The 20,798-nt window shown below is 39.4% G+C and carries 22 protein-coding genes; 9 read left to right on the top strand and 13 right to left on the bottom strand.

Translation table 11 applies throughout. From position 1 onward, the window contains the following. Positions 1–175: 175 nt before the first annotated feature. Together PSM_RS17575 and PSM_RS17570 are read left to right on the top strand one after the other, a co-directional pair. The gene (locus PSM_RS17575) at positions 176–1,783 is read left to right on the top strand and encodes an NAD(P)/FAD-dependent oxidoreductase (RefSeq protein ID WP_013463219.1); all 1,608 of its coding nucleotides are present in this window, start codon (positions 176–178) and stop codon (positions 1,781–1,783) included. A gap of 92 nt (positions 1,784–1,875) precedes the next feature. Continuing rightward, positions 1,876–3,381 carry an amidase family protein gene (locus PSM_RS17570; protein WP_013463218.1) on the top strand — a complete coding sequence of 502 codons (1,506 nt, stop codon included), beginning with the start codon at positions 1,876–1,878 and terminating at the stop codon, positions 3,379–3,381. 28 nt (positions 3,382–3,409) lie between these two features. Here the strand turns inward: PSM_RS17570 and PSM_RS17565 are convergent, their stop codons facing one another. Beyond that, complete coding sequence (locus PSM_RS17565) at positions 3,410–4,711, bottom strand: DEAD/DEAH box helicase (RefSeq protein ID WP_008114027.1); 1,302 nt, start codon at positions 4,709–4,711, stop codon at positions 3,410–3,412. A 317-nt stretch (positions 4,712–5,028) separates the two neighbouring features. On the opposite strand from PSM_RS17565, the gene PSM_RS17560 reads away from it, so the two are divergent. Both PSM_RS17560 and PSM_RS17555 read left to right on the top strand, forming a co-directional pair. Continuing rightward, positions 5,029–5,496: a DUF3015 family protein gene (locus PSM_RS17560; RefSeq protein ID WP_008115277.1), complete on the top strand. Its 468-nt coding sequence runs from the start codon at positions 5,029–5,031 to the stop codon at positions 5,494–5,496. A gap of 39 nt (positions 5,497–5,535) precedes the next feature. Further along, positions 5,536–7,353 (top strand): Lnb N-terminal periplasmic domain-containing protein, encoded by a 1,818-nt coding sequence (locus PSM_RS17555; protein ID WP_013463217.1) that lies wholly within the window; start codon positions 5,536–5,538, stop codon positions 7,351–7,353. Between the two features lie 72 nt (positions 7,354–7,425). On the opposite strand, the gene dapA is transcribed toward PSM_RS17555, so the two are convergent. Further along, positions 7,426–8,343, bottom strand: coding sequence for a 4-hydroxy-tetrahydrodipicolinate synthase (gene dapA, locus PSM_RS17550; RefSeq protein WP_013463216.1), 918 nt, complete (start codon positions 8,341–8,343; stop codon positions 7,426–7,428). Positions 8,344–8,515: 172 nt separating this feature from the next. On the opposite strand from dapA, the gene PSM_RS17545 reads away from it, so the two are divergent. Further along, entirely contained in the window at positions 8,516–9,169 is a 654-nt protein-coding gene (locus PSM_RS17545; RefSeq protein ID WP_013463215.1) for a DUF6058 family natural product biosynthesis protein, read from the top strand. A 137-nt stretch (positions 9,170–9,306) separates the two neighbouring features. Here the strand turns inward: PSM_RS17545 and PSM_RS17540 are convergent, their stop codons facing one another. The 5 genes from PSM_RS17540 to PSM_RS17520 form a co-directional block, all read right to left on the bottom strand. Next, on the bottom strand, positions 9,307–9,561 hold the full coding sequence (locus PSM_RS17540) for a hypothetical protein (RefSeq protein WP_013463214.1): 255 nt from the start codon (positions 9,559–9,561) through the stop codon (positions 9,307–9,309). A gap of 288 nt (positions 9,562–9,849) precedes the next feature. Continuing rightward, positions 9,850–10,578: a hypothetical protein gene (locus PSM_RS17535; RefSeq protein WP_013463213.1), complete on the bottom strand. Its 729-nt coding sequence runs from the start codon at positions 10,576–10,578 to the stop codon at positions 9,850–9,852. 359 nt (positions 10,579–10,937) lie between these two features. Beyond that, a complete protein-coding gene (locus PSM_RS17530) occupies positions 10,938–11,225 on the bottom strand; it encodes a putative quinol monooxygenase (RefSeq protein WP_013463212.1) in 288 nt (95 codons plus the stop codon). Positions 11,226–11,291: 66 nt separating this feature from the next. Then, on the bottom strand, positions 11,292–12,107 hold the full coding sequence (gene dkgB, locus PSM_RS17525; RefSeq protein WP_013463211.1) for a 2,5-didehydrogluconate reductase DkgB: 816 nt from the start codon (positions 12,105–12,107) through the stop codon (positions 11,292–11,294). Positions 12,108–12,254: 147 nt separating this feature from the next. Then, complete coding sequence (locus PSM_RS17520; protein ID WP_174961913.1) at positions 12,255–13,427, bottom strand: MFS transporter; 1,173 nt, start codon at positions 13,425–13,427, stop codon at positions 12,255–12,257. A 115-nt stretch (positions 13,428–13,542) separates the two neighbouring features. Between PSM_RS17520 and PSM_RS17515 the strand changes: the two genes are divergently transcribed. Together PSM_RS17515 and PSM_RS17510 are read left to right on the top strand one after the other, a co-directional pair. Next, positions 13,543–14,430, top strand: a complete 888-nt coding sequence (locus PSM_RS17515) for a LysR family transcriptional regulator (RefSeq protein WP_041695999.1) — start codon at positions 13,543–13,545, stop codon at positions 14,428–14,430. Between the two features lie 113 nt (positions 14,431–14,543). Next, entirely contained in the window at positions 14,544–15,584 is a 1,041-nt protein-coding gene (locus tag PSM_RS17510) for a metal-dependent hydrolase (protein WP_008115296.1), read from the top strand. A gap of 68 nt (positions 15,585–15,652) precedes the next feature. Here PSM_RS17510 and PSM_RS17505 read toward each other — a convergent pair whose 3' ends face one another. The 3 genes from PSM_RS17505 to PSM_RS17495 all read right to left on the bottom strand — a co-directional run bounded on the left by PSM_RS17505 (position 15,653) and on the right by PSM_RS17495 (position 17,922). Further along, the gene (locus PSM_RS17505) at positions 15,653–16,564 is read right to left on the bottom strand and encodes a sensor domain-containing diguanylate cyclase (RefSeq protein WP_013463208.1); all 912 of its coding nucleotides are present in this window, start codon (positions 16,562–16,564) and stop codon (positions 15,653–15,655) included. Positions 16,565–16,568: 4 nt separating this feature from the next. Then, positions 16,569–17,375, bottom strand: coding sequence for an alpha/beta fold hydrolase (locus tag PSM_RS17500; protein ID WP_013463207.1), 807 nt, complete (start codon positions 17,373–17,375; stop codon positions 16,569–16,571). Positions 17,376–17,652: 277 nt separating this feature from the next. Next, a complete protein-coding gene (locus PSM_RS17495) occupies positions 17,653–17,922 on the bottom strand; it encodes a hypothetical protein (protein ID WP_013463206.1) in 270 nt (89 codons plus the stop codon). Between the two features lie 252 nt (positions 17,923–18,174). Between PSM_RS17495 and PSM_RS17490 the strand changes: the two genes are divergently transcribed. Together PSM_RS17490 and ykgO are read left to right on the top strand one after the other, a co-directional pair. After that, positions 18,175–18,441, top strand: a complete 267-nt coding sequence (locus tag PSM_RS17490; RefSeq protein WP_013463205.1) for a type B 50S ribosomal protein L31 — start codon at positions 18,175–18,177, stop codon at positions 18,439–18,441. Continuing rightward, a complete protein-coding gene (ykgO, locus tag PSM_RS17485) occupies positions 18,438–18,572 on the top strand; it encodes a type B 50S ribosomal protein L36 (protein ID WP_004586489.1) in 135 nt (44 codons plus the stop codon). Before PSM_RS17490 ends, ykgO begins: the two co-directional genes overlap by 4 nt. 125 nt (positions 18,573–18,697) lie before the next feature. On the opposite strand, the gene PSM_RS17480 is transcribed toward ykgO, so the two are convergent. From PSM_RS17480 to PSM_RS17470, 3 genes are read right to left on the bottom strand one after another with little or no spacing between them, the layout of a single operon-like run. Then, complete coding sequence (locus tag PSM_RS17480) at positions 18,698–19,900, bottom strand: IS256 family transposase (protein ID WP_013463204.1); 1,203 nt, start codon at positions 19,898–19,900, stop codon at positions 18,698–18,700. A 51-nt stretch (positions 19,901–19,951) separates the two neighbouring features. Then, positions 19,952–20,314 (bottom strand): OsmC family protein, encoded by a 363-nt coding sequence (locus PSM_RS17475; protein WP_013463203.1) that lies wholly within the window; start codon positions 20,312–20,314, stop codon positions 19,952–19,954. Positions 20,315–20,323: 9 nt separating this feature from the next. After that, on the bottom strand, positions 20,324–20,713 hold the full coding sequence (locus PSM_RS17470) for a cytochrome b562 (RefSeq protein ID WP_013463202.1): 390 nt from the start codon (positions 20,711–20,713) through the stop codon (positions 20,324–20,326). Positions 20,714–20,798: the final 85 nt, after the last annotated feature.

The following is a 20,798-nucleotide window of genomic DNA, read 5'->3' as shown; positions in this document are numbered from 1 at the left end:
CTAATGTTTCACAATAACAGCTGCGGATCATACCCAACCCTTACCAAAACACAATAAATAAGTGCCAAAAGTGGGCAATTTAACGTAACATATGGCGCTTATAAATCAGCGCTTTGTGCACACCCCTTATTGTGAGCGGAATTTAATCCCCGCTATGACACCTAAAGAGATATTAATGATACGTTTAACCGAAATAAAGCTGCCGCTTGACCATGACGAAAATGCCATTGGCCAAGCCATCATCAATAAATTAAATATAAGCCCAGAGCAGCTACACAGCTACAATGTGTTTAAACGCGGTTACGATGCACGTAAAAAAAGCGCCATTTTACTGATTTACACGCTTGATGTTGAAGTGGATAACGAAGCACAACTGTTAACCTCGTTTGAAAAAGACCAACACGTTAAAGTCTCCCCTGACACCAACTACAAATTTGTAGCGCACGCCAATAGCAGTATTAAAGAACGCCCTGTGGTAATTGGCTTTGGCCCTTGTGGCTTATTTGCCGGTTTAGTGTTGGCACAAATGGGCTTTAACCCAATTATTTTAGAGCGCGGTAAAGAAGTGCGTGAGCGCACCAAAGACACCTTTGGCTTTTGGCGTAAAAAGGCCCTTAATACAGAATCAAACGTACAGTTTGGTGAAGGTGGCGCAGGCACGTTCTCAGACGGTAAGCTCTACAGCCAAGTAAAAGACCCTAAACATTATGGTCGTAAAGTCATTACTGAGTTTGTAGAGGCCGGCGCTCCTGAAGAAATTTTATACGTGAGTAAGCCGCATATTGGTACCTTTAAACTGGTAACCATGATTGAAAAAATGCGTGCACGTATTATTGAACTTGGTGGAGAAATTCGTTTTAGCACGCGCGTTGACGATATCCATTTAGACAACGGCCAAGTGACTGGGCTTACGCTTTCTAATGGTGAACAGCTCGAAACTCGCCATGTGATATTAGCGGTTGGCCACAGTGCCCGCGATACGTTTAAAATGATCCACGATAAAGGCATTTATGTTGAAGCTAAACCCTTTTCAGTGGGCTTTAGAATAGAACATAAGCAATCAATGATTGATGAATGCCGCTTTGGCGATAATGCGGGTAACCCTATTTTAGGCTCTGCAGATTACAAATTAGTACACCATTGTAATAACGGCCGTACTGTATATAGCTTTTGTATGTGCCCTGGCGGCACAGTAGTTGCCGCAACATCTGAAGAAGGCCGAGTCGTCACCAATGGCATGAGCCAATATTCACGTAGTGAACGTAATGCTAACAGCGCTATTGTAGTGGGTATTTCGCCAGAAAAAGACTTCCCTGGGCATCCCCTAGCCGGCATTGATTTACAGCGTAAACTAGAAGAGCAAGCCTATGAACTTGGTGGTAAAAACTACGATGCCCCTGCACAGCTTATTGGCGACTTTTTAAAAGGTAAATCATCGGCTAATTTAGGCGATGTACAGCCTTCGTATACGCCGGGCATAAAACTGACTGATTTGAGCAACGTATTACCTCCTTTTGCGATTGAAGCCTTGCGTGAAGCAATTCCTGCTTTTAACAAGCAAATTCGTGGTTTTTCAACTAATGATGGCTTACTAACGGGTGTAGAAACACGTACGTCTTCACCTATCAGCATCAAGCGCGATAAAACTTTCCAAAGCATTAATACCAAAGGGCTTTACCCTGCAGGTGAAGGCGCAGGTTATGCAGGCGGTATTTTATCAGCAGGTATTGATGGCATTAAAGCCGCTGAGGCGGTTGCGTTATCGATGTTAGAAAACGCTTAACTCTATTAGATTATACTTTATCGAAAAACCTCACAACGTGAGGTTTTTTTGTGCTAAAAATAACCTATGTTTTCACAAAATAGATAATAACAATGATTATAAAACGGCTACTTTTAACATTATTTGTTTGTACAATACCTAATTTATACGCAGCGGATAATAATACAGAGCTTAAAACCATTAGTGACATTCACAATGCCTATAAAAATAATACCACCACGGCTGAGCAGCTTACCCGCACTTATATCGACAGAATAAACGAGCTCAATCCTAAATATAATGCGGTAATTAGTATTGAGCCCACTGCAATTGAACAAGCCAAACAACTCGATGCGCTGTTTAAAGCCGGAAAATGGGCAGGCCCTTTACATGGTATTGCGGTATTACTAAAAGATAACATTGAAACAACAGGTACATTACCCACCACAGCGGGTTCATTAGCACTTAAAAATAACGTTACTAATAAAGATGCCTTTGTGGTTAAACAATTACGCCAAGCAGGCGCTATTATTTTAGGCAAAGCGAACTTAAGTGAATGGGCTAATTTTCGCTCATCGTATTCGTCATCTGGCTGGAGTGCCATTGGCGGACAAACCCATAACGCCCATGATGTAACTCGTAATCCGTGTGGTTCAAGCTCAGGCTCTGCTGTGGCGGTTGCTTTAAATTTTGCGCCTATTGCGCTGGGCACAGAAACTGATGGTTCGATTACCTGCCCTGCTTCGGTTAATGGGGTGTACGCCATTAAACCCAGTATGGGGCAAGTTTCACGCGCAGGCGTGATCCCCCTTTCTAGTAGCCAAGATTCGGTAGGTCCAATGGCGCATTCTTTAAAAGATGCACTCGCGGTATTATCAGTCATTCAAGGTGAAGACTCAGACGATGGATCGACACTCAACGTAAATAGAACGCTTGATGGCATAGCGCCTAAGCCATCACTGAGGATAGGCGCGTTACCTGCCAATAAGTTTACTGTGGCAACACAAAAGCTTTACGCTAAGCAGTTACAAACATTAAAAGACGCAGGTCATACCGTTGTCAATGTTGCAGTAAAAGATGACTTAAGCACGCTTTACGTTGATGAATACGCCATCCTACTTTACGACTTTAAAGCCGAAATTAACCACTACTTAAGCAAAACACCAACGCAGGTAACCGTAAAAAGTTTAGACGAGTTAATCGCATTTAATATCGCAAATAAACAGCAGGAAATGCCCTACTTTGAGCAAGATATTTTACAACAAGCTAACGCAGTTGATTTGAGTGAAAAACAACAATACAAAAGCACCAAAGCGCGATATCGCGCACTTGCAAAGCGCGCTATTAGCAATTTATACCGCAATAACAAGCTCGATATTGTGATTGCGCCCACCGTTTCACCGGCTTGGAAAACCGATTTAATTAACGGCGATAACTTTAAAGGCAGTAGCAGTTCATTACCTGCCATTGCAGGGACTACCCATATTACTTTACCGGTTGGCAAAGTAAGCCACTTACCGGTTGGTTTGTCAGTTATTGCTAATCAAAACGATGAAGCGGCTGCTTATGCTTACGCTGCTATCATCGATAATGTATTAGGCACAAAAAAACCTGAGTAAACTCAGGTTTTTTAATGGCTTAGCTGTCTTACTTTTTAAGTGACAGCTTTTCGCCTTTTAAGCTTTTACGTACATTAGAAATTCGCGAGCGGTTTTTCGCTCTCGCTTCACCGGTAGCCTGGCCTGATGGCTTATTAGCACGGGTGCGGCGTAAATGCGCTGGCTTTTTACCAATTTTATCAATCAGTACTTCACGATTACTTACTTCGTAACCTTCTAAGTAAACACGTTTAATTTTTTGACCAATTAAGGTTTCAATTTCAAACAACATGTTTTCTTCTTCGCGACTCACAAACGAAATTGCTTGTCCTTGGTTACCAGCACGGCCTGTACGGCCAATGCGGTGTACGTAATCTTCAGCAAGCCAAGGTAAATCAATATTAATAACGCGCGGTAAACCGTCAATATCAATACCACGTGCTGCAACTTCTGTTGCAACTAGAACGCGTACTTTGCCTTCTTTGAATTCACGTAACGCACGACGACGGTTACCCTGCGATTTATCACCATGACACACTGCCGCTGGGATACCGTCTAGGTTAAGCTCAGTGACTAGCTCATCTGCGGTTTCTTTCATGTTTACAAACACCAGCACTTGCTGCCAGTTTTTCTTACCAATTAGCTCAGAAAGTAACTCTTGCTTACGGCGCTCTTCTACCGGGTAAACCACGTGTTGTACTGTGCTTGCGGTGCTGTTAGTTTGATCAACACGCACAATTTCAGGTTGCTTTAGCACTTTAGAGGCAAATTGTTTAATTGCTGCTGGGAAAGTTGCTGAAAACAATAAGATTTGACGCTCATCAGCACAGCTTTTTATCACGCTTTGCATGTCATTAATAAAGCCCATATCGAGCATACGGTCAGCTTCATCAAGTACTAAGTGTTTTACTTGGGCAAGGCTTAAGTTACCTAAACGAATATGATCAAGTAAACGCCCTGGTGTTGCTACTACAATATCCACACCTTCTTTGAGTGCAATTTCTTGTCCTGCGGTATTAACACCACCAAATAAACTCACTACTTTTAGCGAAGTGTACTTAGCAAAGTCTTTAAAGTTATTCGCTATTTGCTCTGCAAGCTCACGCGTAGGTGCAAGGACTAAGGCGCTTGGCGCATTCGTAGTACTGCTATCTGACTCAAATAACTTTTGGATAATAGGGAGTGCAAAGGCAGCGGTTTTACCTGTGCCGGTTTGAGCACTCGCTAAAACGTCTTTACCTTTACGAACAGCCGGAATAGCTGCGCGCTGAATGGGCGTAAGGGTGTGGTAATTAAGTTCGTCTAACGCCTGAATAAGTTCAGGGGCAAAACTAAAAGATTTAAAATTCATTGCTGTATAACCTGCGGCCACATTATCAAGGGTCGCAAATTATACAGTAAAATCGCTTAAACAGTTAGTTTTAAACACCAGAAACCACTAATTTATAAAATGCGGGGTAATTAGCTATTATTAGACGCTGTTTGAGTTAGCTAAATGATTTTAACTCGCAATATTAATCCTCGCTTATTCACTTCTTTATTGCGATTTTATAAACTTTACACCGTTCTTTTACATTGTGTTACATAACCATTTGCATTTAAATAAAAAAAGCAGGTACACTTTCCCGCCCATTTTGTTGGGTGAATATAAATTAAAGGAAATTAATAATGATAAAAAGATGTTTAACTGCTGCGGTATTAGTAAGCGCGTTTGTTTCAATGCCGTCACAAGCAAAAAGTGGCATCAACCCATGGCAACAATGTGGTATTGGCGCGATGGTTTTCCCAGATAATGGCGTTGCTGCAGCAATTTCTAATATTATTTGGGATTTAGGCACAACTGCAGTGTCTTCTAACATCTCTTCAGTAGAAAGTTGTGAAGGCGCTAACGTAAAAACAGCGCAGTTTATTCAACAAACTTTTCCTGTATTAGAACAAGAAATAGCACAGGGTGAAGGCGAGTATATCGCTGCAATGCTTAACGTACGTGGTTGTGATGTAACTGCACATCAACAAATTATCACTTCGGTACGTAACGATTACGCAAACGCGCCAATAGACAATGCACAAGCATTTTATGAATTAGTTGAAGGTAAAATTACAACTAACTTTTCATCTCAATGCGCTGCAATCTAATAATTAAAGGGCTTAACAGCCCTTTTTTTTGGTTAAACAATGAAACCTCTATTTTATTTAATTAGTGCTTTTTTATTCATCTCTTTCTCAAGCTCTGCCACGCAATCTATCTCTGTTTTAGCCAAACACCCAATATGGTTGAAATTAGGGCATTACAAAAACCAACCAGCTACCATCAGTTATATTACTAACGCATCATTTTTTATTGCAGATAACGGACGTACTGATCCGGCTGCCGAATTAAAAGCAACAATCCATGCTTTTAATAACCTGCCCTCAATGCCATGTCGCTACCCTGCTCGTTACCAATGGCTCAAAGAGCAAGGTTTAACCTTTTCAATGCCAGCTGCAGAGTGCCCAAAATTAAAGCAATGGCGAGAGCAACAAGCAATTCACTCTGTTAGTTTAGTATTTGCATCTGGTTATATGAGTAATCCCGCATCATTATATGGTCATTTATTACTTAAACTTAATCGCTCGACCGAATCAAAAAACAAATTATTAGATTACATTATTAATTATGGCGCACACGTTCCAGATAATGAAAACGGCTTGGTGTATATTCTCAAGGGCTTGTTTGGTGGTTATAAAGCCGGTTTTTCAGATCAATTATTTTATCGCCACCAGCACAACTATGGTGAAATAGAATTAAGAGATTTATGGGAATATACCCTCAATCTAAACGAGCGCGATGTGGTTTTTATTGCTAATCACTTATGGGAAATTTTAGGCACTGAATTTGATTATTACTTTGCCGATGAAAACTGTGCATTTCATCTTGCGCAAATTATTGAACTTGTTATTGGCGATCAACTAACCAGCGAAGGCGCTCCTTGGGTAATACCTGCCACTATTTTTTCAAGGTTAAACTCGGCCACTTACCAAGGGCAATCAGCGGTTAAAAACATCACATTTACCCCCTCGCGCGACACTGTATTTTCAAAATATGTGCAATCTTTAAGTGAAAAAGAGCTCAGCTTTGCTAAACAAATTTTTGCCGAATCAGCAGTACTTAAAAACGAATCGTTTTTAGCTTTGCCAGTGCAGTCACAAAAAGCCATTATTGGCGCTCTATTTGAACTTGTACAAGTTAAACAAATTCAAAAACAAACTCCTGTAAAAATAAGTGAGTTAAAGAATGCGCTAATCAAAGCGCGCTTAAAGCTGCCAATGGGCGAAAACAAAGTTAGATTTCAATTTACCCAGCAGCCACCACATAAAGGCCAAAAGCCCTCTAACAGCTCAGTTTCTGCGGTGCACACGGCTGAGCAAACACAGTACACTTTGGGTTTTAGGTTGAGTTATTTTGATACCCTTGCCTCTGATATTGCCCGCATTCCATTTTCTAATTTAGAAATGTTAGATACCGAGCTGATGTTTACTGATGGCGAAACTTACATAAACAAAGTTCATTTATTAGATTTGGAGTCATTCAATCCAAACCAATTATCTTGGGCTAATGAATCTAAGTGGTCGTGGAAAATTAATGTTGGATTCGACAGACAACCAGCACTGTGCAGAACCTGTAAACGTAGCTTTGTTATGGGGGGAGCCGGACAAGCTTGGCAATTTAGCAACAACACCTTAGCCTATAGCTTAATTAATGGTTATTTAGGTGATTTAGCTAAAAACAGCCACTTTTATGATTCGTCGGTAGAAGTGGGGATTATTACTGGTACTAACTCAGGTATTAAACTTAAAGCATCCTACGAAAAGTCATTCTTAAATGCCAAAAACCCTGCGCAAACCAAACTAGAACTGGCAGTGCCTTTAAGCCAAGATATTGATATTAGATTAGCGGTCACTCGCGCTAATTCAGCTATGTGGCAGCTTAAACTCAACTACTATTGGCAGTGACATAAAAAAGCAGCCTCTGTGTATACAGTAGGCTGCTTTGAAAATTTAGTATTTAATAAATAGTCTAACAGTTTAAGATAAAATCAAAACCTTACTAATATCCACACACTGCGCTCGACTACCGACAAAATCTTGCTCATTAAGCTGATTAATTAGGGTTTCACCTTGTTGCTGTTGCTCATCGCTAAGCGGCACATAAGGCATTCTAAACACAGGGTTTACCGCGCCTGTCATGATCATCGCGGTGTTAATGGCAATTGGGTTTGGCTCGCAAAACAGCCAGTTCATTAATGGTTGTAATGAATTATTTAGCGCATCATTTTTGCTATCCATTAATTGACGGAACAAACCCGGGATCAGGTTAGACGTAACTGAAATAACGCCATGTGCTTTATGAGTATGGCGTGCATCGTGTGCTTCGTCATCATTACCAGACCAACACGCAATACCCTGTCGTTCATAGTGTGCTATACGCTCATTGCCACCACATTCTTTAACACCAATAAAGTGCTCATGCTGGGCCAGTGGTTCAATAATATCAGGGGTGAGGTCTTGACCTGTGCGCCCTGCTACGTTGTAAATAAACGCCGGACCAATATCAAGCACACGTTTAAAGTGCTCTTTAACACCGGCAATTGATGTGCGCCCGTAGTAAGGGTTAATTTGTAATGAGGCATGCATGCCGCTGGCAAAACCATATTTTGTTGCTTTAATTGCTTCGCGCGTATTATTACTGCCGGTGTTACCTACAATCAGTAATTGCTCACCAAACTTATTGGCACTGTGCGCAATTAGCATTAAGTGCTCTTCCCAGTTCATTAACTGGCCTTCACCGGTGGTGCCACCAACAACTATGCCGTCAACACCCGCTGCAATTTGTATTTCAACGAGTTCATCATACTTTGCAAGATCGATCTCACCATTGGCTAAGTAAGGTGTTTTAATTGCAGTAATAAGGCTTGCTTGTTTAATTTGTTCTAGGGTGCGCATAAAAAAATCATTGTTATTAATACTTGCTCTATTTGTACCATATTTACCGCGCTATTTGCAGTGATAGCCAGTATTTAATTATAAAATGGCTTGTGTTATTGAGTTTGATGATACAAAATAAATAACTGTATAAATAAACAGTATTTTGTTTTTTACTATTAAGCGAGCCACTATGCGTTTATCTGACTATTTAAGCACTCACTTTTATCACACTGATGAGTTATGCCAAGCACTCAACATAGACACTGAAACTCTTGAAAATTGGCAAGCACAGAGCATTTTCCCTAAACCCAGTTATTGCATTAAAAATCAAATGAGCTGCAGCTCTTATTCAGGGTTATATGAATGTGAAGAATACGACGATTATTATCCCCGTGGCTGCGTAAATTGGGGGCAAGGATTAGTTAAGCAAAAAATTGAGTCATCTAACCAAGCTTTTAATTTGTTTGCTCAGCACTATACCCAGAGCTTGGCTAAGCTTGCACAGCAAGGCTTTATATTTAACGAAGAATTGTTTGGCTGTGAAATAGAAGAGCATTTACAGCAAGTGTGGCAACAGTTTTTATGCAGCAAATATGGCGTGCTCACCCAAAATGGCCTAATTGATGAAATTGTGGCTGTGGATATTGGCAGATTATTCGTAGACGATATAACCGAACTGCGCAGCAAAGCCAGTTTAGATAAAGATGAGCGCACCCGTATTCACCCTGCCATGAAGCTTTTAAATAAAGCCCTCAGCCATGGCGCCGATCACGAAAAGCAACTCACATTACGTAGCCGCTATATTGATGCTCTTATTTTAAAATACGATTTATCGATTAAGTAAAGGGTCGTGTTTGGCTGAGGAGTTTAGCTATGTATGGATTGTTGGTTTTATTAAACAATGCCAACACTGTGCTTTGCGGCTTATTTTTAGTGCAACGAGACAAACAGTCCGACAACTACGCCTTGTTAATTGCAGATTTACGATTTAGATATGATTTCATTAACCGCATGAGATACATCATCTTTTATTACTGACTCTTCAATAATTGGTATTACCCATGAGACACCAAGCATTTCTAAAGAAAAGCGCCAATCTTTCCATAACTTTCCTTCAATGGTATCAAGACTATCAAGTCCAAATCTTGAAGATGCCCCCCACTGAGCAATTGAAGGCAGCTTAGGATCAACACTTTGCGCACCTAAAATAAACGGACGCTCCATATCTTCTAGCATAATTGCAAAATAATACTCTACTTTTTCAGTCTTATTTAGAAATCTCGAGATAATTACCATTTTTTACCAAACTGAGCTGTCATATAAAAGGATTGAAAGTTTTTTCTAAAATTATGGAAATGTTAATATGGCACTCATCTTGAAAAAAGTTGATAATTTGACTTTATTTTCAATAAATTAAATAACTATAGAAGCTGTAATTATATAAATATACATTGATTCCAACACTAAACTATTTGTAAGGCTGAAGCTTCAACAACTGACATTAGCGCGAAATTGATTGTTCTGTTAGACAATGCGTTTACAAAAATGAGCAGCCTCGGGACATTTCAGGAGAAACGGAGCAAGGCCACTTGAATTTTCAGGCACCCATAACAGCCTAAATTCTCTTTGTGTTGCATAAAGATCAGGCGGTTTTACGAAACCAATACGACCTGGAGGCGACTCCATGCCGGTATAGCTTCGATCTTTGTAAATGACCTTACCTGCAGCAGCTTCTTTTATCTTTTTTGATTTTTCCAAGGATTCAGAAATTAAAACAAAAAAGTCCTTCGGGTTTGTAACTTCTACGCAGTATCGACCAAACGTTTCGCTTAATTTTTCAGGAGAAAATTCTGTAGTTGTGCACAATACATAAGCATCTGGAAGTATGGTTTTCATTGTATTGTTACTTAAGGTTATGTTACTACAACCGGGGCCAATATAAACCCCACTTCTTCGGGCTACCTCAACAAAGCCCGGATCATTACTACCTCCTACAGCATAACCAGAATTGTAGGTTTCATAGGCCTCTTCAGGATCTCCTTGCTCAGGATCTTCGTATGCCCTGCAAGCCTCTAACGTGCTTAACCAAACTTCGCCACGCGCAAGGGCATCAGCTTGCCACTCTTCTTGAAAAAAACGATAAATAGATTGATTGTGCTCACCAAACAACAAAAGTGTATTGGCTGTTCGTTCAATTAATCCATGCTGTTCTAATCCCCTACGCTCTTTTTTTAACCTACTTTTTCTTCCCACGACAATTATCCTTTCGCCTAATCATTTTTTTAAGACTTTTGTCGGTTTATAAACCGTCAAATGTCCCTATATTCCTTTGTGTTTATATTAATCATCAAAAAATATTTGTAAACAATTAGTTAGCTTTTAACCTGCTTATGGCCGTGTAAAGTTACATAAAAAGGGTGTGCTCAGTAATATCAGAAAAACTACTACTACCAATGCAAACAGTATTTCTTATTTAAGATGGCTATTATGAAACAGTCTTTATAAACATCTTTGGGTTTAAGAAAGCAGCTGCAAGAAGTGATATTTGGAAATGACATTTAAAAAGGGAGCTGTAAGTTACAGCTCCTGCTTTGCTATTAACTGAGTGTCATTTAACCAATGGTTTTATATACATCAATATTGGTAGAGGTAATAAATGCACCTACTGCATCACCAAACGCTTTAAAGTGGGGCGCGTTTTTATGGGCTTCAAAATGCTCATTAGACGCCCATTGCTCACTCACTAAATAGGTGGTTTGCGCAGCATCGTTTTTAACTGATAGCTCGTAACGCAGGCAGCCTACTTCTTGGCGAGAGGACTGTTGTAAATTTTCGAGCTCGGTTAAGAGGCGCTCTGCATCGCTATTTTCACTCGATAGTGTGGCAATTACCGTTAACATAGGTGTTCCTTGTTAAAAAAATAAAGGTGCAGCTCAACTGCACCTGTTTTAGTTCTGGCTTTTTGGTTATTGATCCCACTGTGGTGCAAAGTCAGGCGTTGCTTGGCGGTCGTTGCAATCAAGGCCATCAATTCGCGCTATATCTTCATCATCAAGTTTTACCTTGTCGTTAAAGTTATCTTCTAAGTTTTTACGCTTGGTCGATGATGGAATTGTGGTCATGCCGTTCGCATTTTCCCATGCAATAACCACTTGCGCTGGCGTTGCATCATGTTTATTAGCAATATCTATTATGGTTTGATCGTTTAACACTTTACCAACCACAAACGGCATATAGGCTGTTACATGTATGTCATGTTGAGCACAAAAGGCGCGCAGTTTGGTATTGGTTAAATAGGGATGCACTTCTACTTGGTTAGTAAATATTTCACGCGAGTCTAACGTTTGCATCGCTTCTTTTAAGTTCGCAATAGTGAAGTTTGATACACCTATATGTTTGGTTAACCCTAACTTTTTAGCTTTTAGTAGCTCAGTCAGGTATTCGCTCATAGGCTCATTGTTTGATGGTGCAGGCCAGTGAACTAGCAATAAATCAACCGAGTCAACTTGTAACTTTTCTAATGATTTTTCTACACTTGCGATAAAGTCGTTTTTATTGAGTTTATTGTTCCATACTTTGGTAGTAATAAATAACTCATCTCTGGGAATATTACTGTCTTTAATGGCTTGGCCGACTTGCTCTTCGTTGCCATAAATTTGCGCGGTATCAATATGACGAAATCCTACTTCTAACGCCATTTTTACAGATTCATAAGCAGTTTTACCTTCTAAACGAAAAGTACCCATACCTAAGTCTGGCATTTCAATTACACGTTGTGTCATAGCTTTATCCTTATTAAATAATTGGTTTAAAATTCAAACGTCGTGTTTACTAAATACACCGATTACTTTTTGATTTAAAATTTCGACCTCATGAAAATACTGAGGTCATTCATTTTTATTTCAAGACTAACCTACATAAGTTTCGCTTTATTTAGCCTGAACATTTTGTTTATCTAGCCTGCCACTGTACCGGGTGACTATTAAAGCCAGCAATGAAACAACGGCGCCAATCCATGCGGTATCTTTTAGTTCCATGTGCTCTACTACAAGGCCCCCCGTAATAGAACCCAATGCTATGCCAATGTTAAATGCTGCTATATTTAATCCAGATGCAACATCGACTGCGTTAGGAGTATGTTGCTGAGCTTGCTTAACAACATAAAGCTGCAAACCAGGTACATTACCAAATGCAAATGCCCCCCAAACTAATATGGTTAATACGGCAGCAACCTTTGACTCCATGGTAAAAGTAAATATCAGTAGAATTACAGTAAGTGCACTAAAAATAATGCTCAGCGCACTGATCGGGCCTCGCTTGTCAGCTAATTTTCCACCCCATATATTACCAACAGCCACTGAGACACCATATACCAGCATAATTATGCCAATTGTTGAAGATGCAAATCCAGTCTGCTGCTCTAAAATGGGGGCCAAGTAAGTAAACGCAGTAAACGTGTCGCCATAGCCTAAAATTGTCATTAAATACACAAGCAGTAATCTAGGTTTAGTAACAACTTGAAGTTGCTCTTTAAAGGTTGCCGGTATTGATTGCTTTAAATTTTTAGGTACTAATACAGCACTTCCAATTAAAGCGATAATACCAAGTGATGACACCACTAAAAATGTAGCGCGCCAACCAAAGTGCTGCCCTATCCAAGTACCTAATGGCACACCCGTTACTAGCGCTACCGTAAGGCCGGTAAACATAATTGCAATGGCGCTAGCCTCTTTATCTTTACTTACTAAGCTTGTCGCTATCATTGAGCCAATAGAGAAAAATACACCGTGAGCAAGTCCAGTTAAAATGCGTGCTATTATTAACGTTTCGTAGCTAGGGGCTTGCCAAGCTAATAAGTTACCCATAACAAATAAGCCCATAAGACTTATAAGTACCACTTTTCGGCTCCAGCGACCCGTTAATGCAGTGAGAACCGGTGCGCCAATAGCTACACCAACCGCATATAAGCTCACTAGTAAGCCTGCTGATGGTAAGCTCACGCCTAAATCGTTTGCAATAGTTGGCACTAAACCCACTATAACAAACTCTGTTGTTCCAATTGCAAATGCGCTTAAGGTAAGCGCCCATAAAGCCAATGGCATAGTTACATCCTCATTTTTAAAATAGATGTACAGTGTGAGTAAAAATGCCTTTGCAATAAATGGCATAAATGGCAAAATACTTTTGTTTATTTTGCAAATATAAATGAGTGAATTTATGCCTGTTCAAGCTAAAACTGAAGATCTAGAAATGTTTATTACCATTGTTGATTGTGGCAGTTTTTCCGGTGCGGCTAGTTTACTTGATTTAAATGTAGCTAAAGTTTCAAGAGCACTATCTCGTCTTGAAAGCAGGCTAAACTGCACATTACTAAACAGAACAACTCGGCGCTTAGAACTGACCGAGGAAGGGCATATATACATAGAATATGCGCGAAAGGCTTTAAACACGCTGCTCTTAGGGGAAGAAACAATAAAGCTACTAAAGCAAGCACCTAGCGGGCACTTGCGTATAGATGCAGCAAGCCCTTTTGTTTTGCATCAACTAGCGCCACTAGTTAATGAGTTTAAAAAGCAATACCCGCAAATCACGCTCGATATTACCTCACACGACAATATTATTGATTTACTTGAGCGCAAAACAGATTTAGCTATTCGCATTGGAGACTTAAAAGATTCAAACCTGCATGCGCGTAAATTAGGCCAAAGTAAATTAAAATTGGTCGCAAGCACTGATTATTTAAAAAATGCGCCACCGTTACAGCAAGTTTCAGATCTTAAAAACCATAACCTAATTGGTTTCAGTGAACCCAATACTCTTAATCAATGGCCCTTGAAGCATGAGCAATCGCTGCACTTTGATTTAAGGGCTAGCAGCGGCGAAACCATTAGGCATTTATGTATTGCTGATCAAGGCATAGCACTTCTCTCACAATTTATGATTGCAGAAGATTTAGCCAAAAAACGATTAATAGAAGTTTTACCTCACAGCGTAAGTAGCCCAAATAATCGAGAATCTATTTATGGCGTTTATTACAAAAATGAGGCGGTTTCTTCCCGTATCGTTGCATTTTTAGATTTTATACAACCGCGACTGAGTTTATAAATCACTTTTAAATTGAGTTTAAAGAGCAACTTAATGAAATAATTTACATTATTGACGGTTTTAAGATTAAGCTGAGTATAAACATTGCAGTTGCATTATTTAGATGAGGTAGTATGGATTCTTTAACACAAGTTGCGTTAGGTAGCGCCGTAGGGTACGCAGTATTAGGTAACAAAGTGGGCCGCAAAGCGGTGTTATGGGGCGCTATTTTGGGCACTTTACCCGATTTAGATGTGTTTTTACCCTATGGCGGCAGTGTTGAAGCATTTACTTATCACCGTGGCTTTAGCCATTCATTTTTTGTGCACTTGTTAATTAGCCCTTTGATTGTTTGGCTAATTTTAAAAATACACACTGGCATGCAAGCGTATAAAACACGTTGGTTTTGGTTAGTGTTTTTGTGTTTATCAACCCATGCACTATTGGATGCACTTACTGTGTACGGTACGCAATTAATGTGGCCACTTACAGAGCATCCGTTTGCAATTTCAAATATGTTTATTATTGATCCCCTCTACACGTTACCGCTATTAGTAGGGGTTATAGGCACTTTAATACCAAAAATAACCGCCCCAACCGCCTACAAAATTAACGCAATTACGCTCACAGTAAGTACTCTCTATTTATGTTGTTCGCTTATTCTTAAAGTTGTTATTGACGATAAAGTCAACACTGCGCTACAAAACAGAGACATCACAGTCAATGAATACATTAGCACTCCAGCACCGTTTACTACTTTACTTTGGCGGGTGGTTGTGATGTCGGATGGGAAATATTATGAAGGCTATGCATCGGTGTTTGATACACCCAACGAGGTTACCTTAAATGCATACCAAACAACCCCTTCTTTACTAAACGAGATTAAAAATGAATGGGGTGTTAAACGCTTGCAGTGGTTTACAAAAGGGTTTTATTCCGTTCGCGAGCAGCAAGACAAAGTTATTCTCTCTGATTTACGCATGGGCATGGAGTGTGCTTATGTGTTTAATTTTGTTGTCGGTCAGAAAGATGGCTCAGCAATCAGTGTCGGTAATTTTGAAAAAATAAGTCAAAGACCCAACTTAAACAACCTACCTAAAATATGGGATAGAATTTGGCACCCCGATACCGTATTGGCATCGCCATTAGCAAAAAATAATTGTGTAGAGCAATAATACCAACTATAACTGCCATCTTTTGAGTAAACTCAACTCAATACCTTGTTGAGTTTACCTCTATTTAGTTAGGGGTTATCGTATAATTGGGTTCTGTTTTTTCCGCGCTCTTTGGCTTCATATACCGCATTATCGGCTTGGGCAAATAAATCAGTAAACGTCGTTTTCGCAGTACTCAAACTTGCCCCAATACTGGCGGTTACTGGGCGATTACCTACTTTAATTTCAGCAATTAATAAATGCAGCCTTTGGCAAAATGACAAAGTATCTGCTTTATTTGTATCTGGCACCATAATTAAAAACTCTTCACCGCCGTAACGAGAAATAAGGTCGGTTTGTCGACCAAAATGTTTAAGACGTTGCCCCAACTCTTTTAAAACTCGATCCCCTTCTAAATGCCCAAAGGTATCATTAACGACTTTAAAATTATCAATATCGATAATTAACAATGCAACCGACTGCTTTGATCGCATAGCCTGTTCGAGTAACAGCACGCTGCGGCAATTCATCTCTCTTCTATTTAATAAATTGGTTAACTCATCGGTAGACGCTAAAGATTGTAAGCGTTCAGTTTGCGCTTCTAACTTTTCCCGTGTTTTAATCAGCTCGTCGTAAAGCTTATCTCGCTGAGTAGCGTTAAAAAAGCTCCAGTATATATAGCCCTTTTCATCAAGCTGAGCATTAACGGTAACGGCCATACGCTCGCCTTGGGCGCTGAGCATAATTAACTGCATTTCTTGACACGCTTTCTCATGCAGTAAGGTAGGAAGCACATAACTTTGTAAAAATATTTTTGATGATTTAGTTATAATTTTATCAACCGACTTGCCAATAAGCTCATTACAATTCCACTGTAATTCCTTTTGAAAATAAGTATTTGCATAAACAATAATGTTATCTGCATTTGTCACTAATGCACCATTTAAAAAGTGATCTGCGGAATAATCAGCAAGCTTTTCATCTACTTTATCAAGTGACATGTGGCTAACTCACAAAATCAAAAATTAAACGGCTGACTGTTTCTGGGTGCGTCATATGAATACAGTGGCCATGCGCACTAATAACCTTAAGTGTTGCATTTGAAATTTCATTCGCTACAAACTCCCCAACAGAAGGCGCGGCTAAAGCATCATTTTCACTTTGTAAAATTAAAGTAGGCTGTTTTATATGTTCAAGTATAAAACGGTAGTCGGATAAAAACGTGGCTTCTGCAAAGGTTTTTGCAATAAGGGGATCGGTTGAGCAAAAACTTCCCGATAGTTCCGCTATAAATTCATCTGGATGAGAGTTGCCCATTACTAGAGGCGCTAAATAATTTGCCCAACCAATGTAATTTTTATCCATTAGGTTTAGTAATTCGTGAAGGTCTTGTTTTTCAAATCCACCAAAATAATCAGGGGGTAAATTTAAAAAGCACGGTGAGGGGCACACCATAACCAGCTTAGAAAATAGCTCTGGTTGCTCAATGGCAGCAAGTGCGCCAATGGTGCCACTAACCGAGTGGCCTATAAATGTAATATCGGTAAGTTCAAGTGCGGCACATATTTCTAGTACGTCTTTGGCATACCCATCAAGGGTTGAGTAGCGCTGTTTATTATATTTAGACACATCAGAGTTACCTGAGCCTACATAATCAAACAGCACTAAAGTAAAATGTTGTTCAAGGGCAGGAATAATAAATCGCCACATGTTTTGGTCGCAACCAAATCCGTGAGCCAACACTAAGGTTTTATCACCCTTGCCAATTATTTTAACGTTGTTTCTGCTGAGTATTTCATTTAAATGTTGCATGCTGAATTATCCCTTTCTTATTTCAACTTATTAATGGTAGTTCAACTACGAGCCGAAACTACTATTTTAACACTAAATGTAGTTTAACTTATTATAAAGCTTTAAACATCAATTAGTTAGTTGAAAAATAATCAAGGGGCAAAGTACATACTATTGTATTGAATAAGTGTAATTAATTATTTCGCTTATCTATAAAAACAATGCCTTTTTAACATTAAATTACAATCGTATAGCCAGTGTTAGCATAATGACTAATTAATATGCCTAATCCAAACAGTTAGTTTTGGTGCTCATACTGTCCGCGATATACTTCAAATACTTTTAGCACGGTGTGTTGTTCTTTTGAAAGAGAGTCAAACCAGTCATCAAATAACTCATCATCTTCTTGTTCGCTTAATGCTAAATAATGAGCAAGCAATTCAATGATATCGTTATGAGAACATGCGAGTGAGTCAACTTGTTTTGCCAATACACTATGATCGCGCTCCCTAAGAGTGTCCATAACTCCTTGGTCGATTTGGTCCTGTTTCGTTTGAGCGTCACTCATAAACTACCTCTATTCTACGTGTTTAAATTTTTATTATTTTTTTTGCTGAAACTAGTTATAGCAGCCTAAATACTAATAGCCAGTACTTTTGATCTAAGTGCTTATTTTTTGACTAGATTGTGCAAATACCCAGCAATTACGGTGCATTAAAGACAATTTAACCAAAGTTCAAGCTATTTAAAATGATTTGCAAAGGGAAATTAAATGCGCTAAATTAAATGATATACTATCACATAACATTAAAGGCGTTTAATGAAACCAAATATTCACCCTGATTACCATGTGGTTGCTTTTCATGATACTGCAGCCGATTCATATTTCATTATAGGTTCAACCATCAAAACCGACCGCACTATCGAAATAGACGGTAATACATATCCCTATGTGCCTATTGATGTTTCATCTGACTCACACCCATTTTATACAGGCAAACAAAAAACGCTCGCATCTGATGGCCGCGTTGCGCAATTTAATCGTCGTTTTAAAAACTTATCTTCGGCTAAAAAGGAAAGCAAATGAAAGTATTAAGTTCATTAAAAAGCGCAAAGCAACGACCTGGTTGTCAAATTGTAAAGCGTAAAGGGCGCGTGTTCGTGATATGTAAAGATAATCCTAGATTTAAGGCCGTACAGGGTATGAAGAAAAAATAGTGGGATAAAATAATAATGCCGAGTTTATTACTCGGCATTATTGTTAAAGGGTATTTACTTTACTTCAACAGAAAACTCAGGCACTGCCTGAGAGGGCGTTCAGAATTCTGTGTCAGCCTAAGTTGCTAAATATCTAGCACACCATCTAACCTACCTTCGAAGTGGATGGCCAATTGCGACAATGTCAGATTCCAATTATGGATTGGCATTGTCCATTTCTTCGAGGCATTCAATATGCCTGCATACAATAATTTCATCAAGCTGTTTTCATTAGGGAATGCTCCCTTAGTCTTGGTGAGTCGTCTAAACTGACGATGTACAGCTTCAATTGCATTTGTGGTATAAATAGCTTTACGCACGTAATCTGGATACTTGAAGTAAACCGACAGATTGCCCCATTTACGACGCCAAGACTCGATAACGATAGGGTATAACTTGCCCCATTTGGCATCTAATTCGGCGAGAGCGGCTTCTGCTGCATCTTTAGTGGCTGCCTTATAAACGGGTTTCAAGTCAGCCATAAACTCTTTTTGGTGCTTTGAAGCAACATACTTCATCGAATTACGAATTTGATGAATAACGCACTCCTGCACTTCGGCGTCAGGATAGATTGTTGCTATTGCTTCAGGGAAACCTTTTAGTCCATCAACACAGGCAATTAAAATATCGGATACACCACGATTATGTAAATCTGTTAATACTGATAGCCAATAGTTAGCCCCTTCACTTTCAGAGATATATAAACCAAGTAACTCTTTGCGGCCCTCGATATTGACACCTAGTACGGTATAAATAGCCTTACTCACGTAGCGCCCATTTTCTTTAATCTTATAATGAATGGCATCAAGCCAGATAAACGGGTAAAGCGTGTCTAAGCTGCGCGCTTGCCATGCTTTAAGCTCTGGTATCAGTTGGTCTGTTACGGCAGTGATGGTGGCCTCTGATACCTCAACGCCATACATATCCTGTATGTGGCCTCGAATATCTCGGTAGCTCATACCTAAAGCAAACATAGATAGGATTTTCTCATCAATTTCAGGCGTTAACTTGGTTTGGTTCTTTTTAACAAACTGAGGTTCAAACGAACCTGAACGATCTCTGGGCGTTTCAAGTTCGAATTGACCTATGGATGACTTAACTGTTTTTTTGGTTGAACCATTTTTACGGTTAACTTCGGTCTCAGATTCTAAATGCTGCTCTAATTCAGCTTTAAGAGCCGCTTCGGTGAGTTGTTTAATTAATGGTGTTAGAACACCGTCTTCGCCAGTAAGGCCTTTACCAGCTTGAAGTTCAGCTAATGCTTTGTTGAAGTCGAAAGATTGAGTCATGTGTCACTCCTGTTTTCTTAATAATACTGAAATGACACAGATTTCTAAACACTACCCTGCCTGAATAACCTTTTTCACGGTACATGTATTTACAGCAGCAATAAGTGCTTTTTTATATTTATCGGGGAAACCTTCAGGCAACCCAATTTCAATAGAAAAACGTTTTTTACCGTTTTCATCTACATTCTCGTTATTTTGTGTCAGCGTCATGCCGTCGGTTGAGATCTCTCTTTGCTGACAAAATTTACGCGCATAAAAACCAGCGCACAAAACCATGCTAACCAAAAAATAGTCAAATGGTTCTGGGTGCTCTGCCCCACCACCGGCATTGATGCTTTGATCGCTTATTACTTCATGCTCACCAAACTTAGCACTCAACTTTTGACCGTCTAACATTGAAACTGAAATTTCCATTGCTAATCCTTATTTTCCAAACAGTAATTCAAAAAAGCCTGGAGGCTCATGTAATTTATGATATTTTTTGCGTAAATTATCGATGGCTTTAAGTGGTTTTTTTGCAGCTTCGAGTCCCTGCTCATTCGCTACTTTTTTTGCCAACTGAGCTTGAACCAGTACTTTATCGAGCCCTTGCACCGACTTCTGAGCTTCTTTATAAAATTTGGCTTTCTTACCTTGCTCTATCAATCCAATAAATTGATCGATAGCACCATTAAATTCTTGCAGCTGGGTTGCTTCAACACTTTGTTTATAAGCCAGCCCAATATTTTTCATGGTCTTTTCTAAATCACTTACGTCATTAGCGGCAACTGTTTGACTAAAGAGTAATACTATTAACAATAAAACTGCTTTCATTCATAAATCCTAAAAAATTAATTGCTGCATACATGCTAAACTTACTGGGGTATTATATAGCATAACGCTTAGATGTCACCACGGA

Source organism: Pseudoalteromonas sp. SM9913 (genome assembly GCF_000184065.1).
In the GTDB taxonomy this organism is placed as follows: Bacteria; Pseudomonadota; Gammaproteobacteria; order Enterobacterales; family Alteromonadaceae; genus Pseudoalteromonas; species Pseudoalteromonas tetraodonis.
Note: the sequence above shows the minus strand (reverse complement) of the source record. Positions and strands in the feature narration are given on the sequence as shown.